4 protein-coding genes are annotated in these 2,850 nt (G+C 59.2%); 3 read left to right on the top strand and 1 reads right to left on the bottom strand.

From position 1 onward, the window contains the following. Both Q0239_RS10100 and Q0239_RS10095 read left to right on the top strand, forming a co-directional pair. On the top strand, nucleotides 1–646 hold a 646-nt coding region (locus tag Q0239_RS10100), incomplete at its 5' end, for an ankyrin repeat domain-containing protein (RefSeq protein WP_298602137.1). Between the two features lie 31 nt (nucleotides 647–677). Beyond that, nucleotides 678–953 (top strand): hypothetical protein, encoded by a 276-nt coding sequence (locus Q0239_RS10095; RefSeq protein ID WP_298602134.1) that lies wholly within the window; start codon nucleotides 678–680, stop codon nucleotides 951–953. A 284-nt stretch (nucleotides 954–1,237) separates the two neighbouring features. Here Q0239_RS10095 and Q0239_RS10090 read toward each other — a convergent pair whose 3' ends face one another. Further along, nucleotides 1,238–2,143, bottom strand: coding sequence for a LysR family transcriptional regulator (locus Q0239_RS10090; RefSeq protein WP_298602131.1), 906 nt, complete (start codon nucleotides 2,141–2,143; stop codon nucleotides 1,238–1,240). A gap of 125 nt (nucleotides 2,144–2,268) precedes the next feature. Between Q0239_RS10090 and Q0239_RS10085 the strand changes: the two genes are divergently transcribed. Further along, a partial coding sequence (locus Q0239_RS10085) for an aminopeptidase P family N-terminal domain-containing protein (protein ID WP_298602128.1) occupies nucleotides 2,269–2,850 on the top strand: 582 nt, incomplete at its 3' end.

Below are 2,850 nucleotides of genomic sequence, written 5' to 3'. Positions count from 1 at the left end.
CGCCCTCCTTGCCGTGAGCCAGGGTGCCTCGGCACAGACCGCGCCCTCGGCAGCAGAGATCGCCGCATATGATGGCCTGCACCGTGCTGCCCATCTAGGCGATCTGGACGCCATCCGCAGCCTGATCGCGGCGGGGGCGGGTCTGAACACGCGAGACGGAAATGGCCGGACGCCCGCGCATGTCGCCGCTTTCGCCTCAAACGATGCGGCAGTCGAGGCGCTTGCCGCCGCAGGTGCCGACATGAACGCGCTTGAGGATCAGGCGTATGACGTGCTGACCATCGCCGCCGTTGCGAACGACCCCGAGATGGTGTCGCTTGCCCTGCGTGTGGGCAACCGGCCCGATCTGGTGACCAGCGTCTACGACGGCACCGCGCTGATTGCGGCGGCGCATCTGGGGCGCCACGAGGTCGTCCGGCGCCTCATCGTCGGGGGCGCGCCGCTGGATCATGTGAACAACCTTGGCTGGACCGCCCTGATCGAGGCGGTGATCCTCGGGGATGGCGGCCCCGATCACATCGCGACAGTGCGTGCCCTGGTCGAGGCCGGGGCCGATCGGGCGATCAGCGATCGGGACGGAGTGTCGCCGCTCCAACATGCCGAGGCGCGGGGGTATCAAAAGATCGCAGCTATCCTACAGAAGTGACGCCGGCTCGTTTGTCAGTCCCGACGTCCACGTGCAAGGTACGGCCCTCAGTTACCACGGACGATCAGACCAGCGCGGCGATGTTCCCTTTGCGCCACAGCAGAATCGTTCGGCTGGCGAAGGCTGGATGATCAAAAGGACGAACCTCTACGTTCCGGCCAAGGTAGCCGATCAGGCTTTCGGGATAGATCGTGATTCCGATCCCTGCCGCGTGACCGAACGGTCACGCTCTTTGTCCACCGCGGCCAAGCAGTGGTCGGTTTCGCGGTTGGGAGCCAGATCGATTTGCGACCGGGTAACACGATGATGATCACCAAGAGCGTTAGTGCTGTCGGGGCAGTTTCCTGCCCGATCCACAACAGCTACGTCTACCAGCGCACAGCCAAAGGCAAGATAGATCGCCCAAGAACCTCAAGCGCGCTATAATGGCCAAGTAAGCCGGACGTGCTGCGGGCCTAAATGCTCCCACTTCGCAACACAGCTTGAGGCCGAACCAATTTATAAGCGACGCAAATCTACTTATCTCGTTGGATATGAGGCTATTTTTTTTGTAATCTTTGTGGAGAAAAGGCCCCCGCCAGCTGGCAATTGTCAGACTTCGTCCCGTTCTGTCATTGCCCAATCGCAAAACACTTGCGCCTGCCGCTTTACCAGCGGTGGAGCTGTGGTCGATGCCAAGAGATAATAGTTGTACCCTTCGTCCTGCATTCGTTGGGAAATCTGGACTAAGCCGCCGGAATTCAGATCCGGCTGGATCATGGCCTTGGGGCAGAGCGCCACCCCCTGTCCGGACAGGGCAGCGGCGCGAAGCAGGTTGAAGTCCTCAAAAGTCGTGCCCTCAAAGGAAGGCGCCTCGACATGATCTGGTAGGCCGCTGTCCAACTCTGAAAGCCATTTCGTCCAGCCTGTCGGTGTCCCATCGTGCAAGAGGCCCAAGGTCACAAAATCGGCAACGCTCTCCGGCGTGCGCCCAAGACTCGCCAAACGTGAGGGGCTGCAAACCGGCACACTTTGCCCTGCCAGATGAAAATGTGCCTCAATTATCGGATCTGATGGGGCCTGTTTCGCAAAAACAAAGGCCAGGTGGACATCGTGAAAATTAATCTCACGACCATGCATGGCATAGACGATCCGGATTTCGATTTCTGGATGGGCGGTGCGAAAGCGGCTGAGGCGGGGGATCAACCAGCACATCGCGACCGAGGGAATTGCCGCAATAACAAGCGCCTGATTGCTTTTGCGCGCCCGGTTGCAGGCAGCTTCGATCTCGGCCAGTGATCCTGCCAGGCTGCGTGCCAGATCGGCCCCATGTGGCAGGAGTCGAGTTCGGTTACCCTCACGCTCGAACAATGGCTTGCCCAGCCAATCCTCGACATTCCTGATCTGGTGGCTGACAGCGGACTGGGTGACGAACAGCGTCTCAGCAGCAGCGCGGAAAGACCCCGTTCGAGCGACCGCCTCAAAGGCGCGCAGTGCATTGAGAGGTGGTGTCGTCATGGCACACCATAGCATGAGAAAAGTTAATGCTATCGTGAAAATTGGTCTTTTGACAAGACCCTTGAAAGCAGGCCTGATCGATCCATCAGGGCCAAGATCGGCCCACCTGAGCGTTGGAGGATTTGATGGAACGCGAGCGCCTGCAGAACTATGTGAACAATGGCGACAAAGCCGTGCCCACGTTTTCCGACTCCGAGATGCAGCGGCGTCTCGATGCGATCCGCGGCCATATGGCACAAGCTGGAATCGACGCAGCCCTGTTCACCAGCTATCATTGCATCAACTATTATTCCGACTTTATGTTCTGCTACTTTGGCCGTCGGTATGGCTTCTTGGTCGATCACAACATCGCCACTTCCATCAGCGCGGGCATCGACGGCGGGCAGCCTTGGCGCCGGACATTCGGTGGCAGGAACGTCACCTACACCGACTGGCAGAAAGACAATTATTTTCATGCGATTCGCGGCCTGACTGGTGGGGTGAAGCGGCTGGGGATCGAGTTTGACCATATCAACATCGACACGCTCAACCTGCTTAAGGCTGCGTTCCCGCATATGGAGTTTGTCGATATCGCTGCGGCGTCCATGCGCCTGCGGATGATCAAATCGGCAGAGGAAATCGCGCATATCACTAAGATGACCCGTATCGCCGACATCGGCGGTGCGGCCTGCGTCGAAGCGATTGCTGTGGGCGTGCCTGAGCACGAG

The sequence above is a fragment of the uncultured Sphingorhabdus sp. genome (assembly GCF_937872355.1).
GTDB lineage: Bacteria > Pseudomonadota > Alphaproteobacteria > Sphingomonadales > Sphingomonadaceae > Sphingorhabdus_B.
The sequence above is the reverse complement of the archived record's forward strand: the minus strand, read 5'-3'. Positions and strand labels throughout refer to the sequence as shown.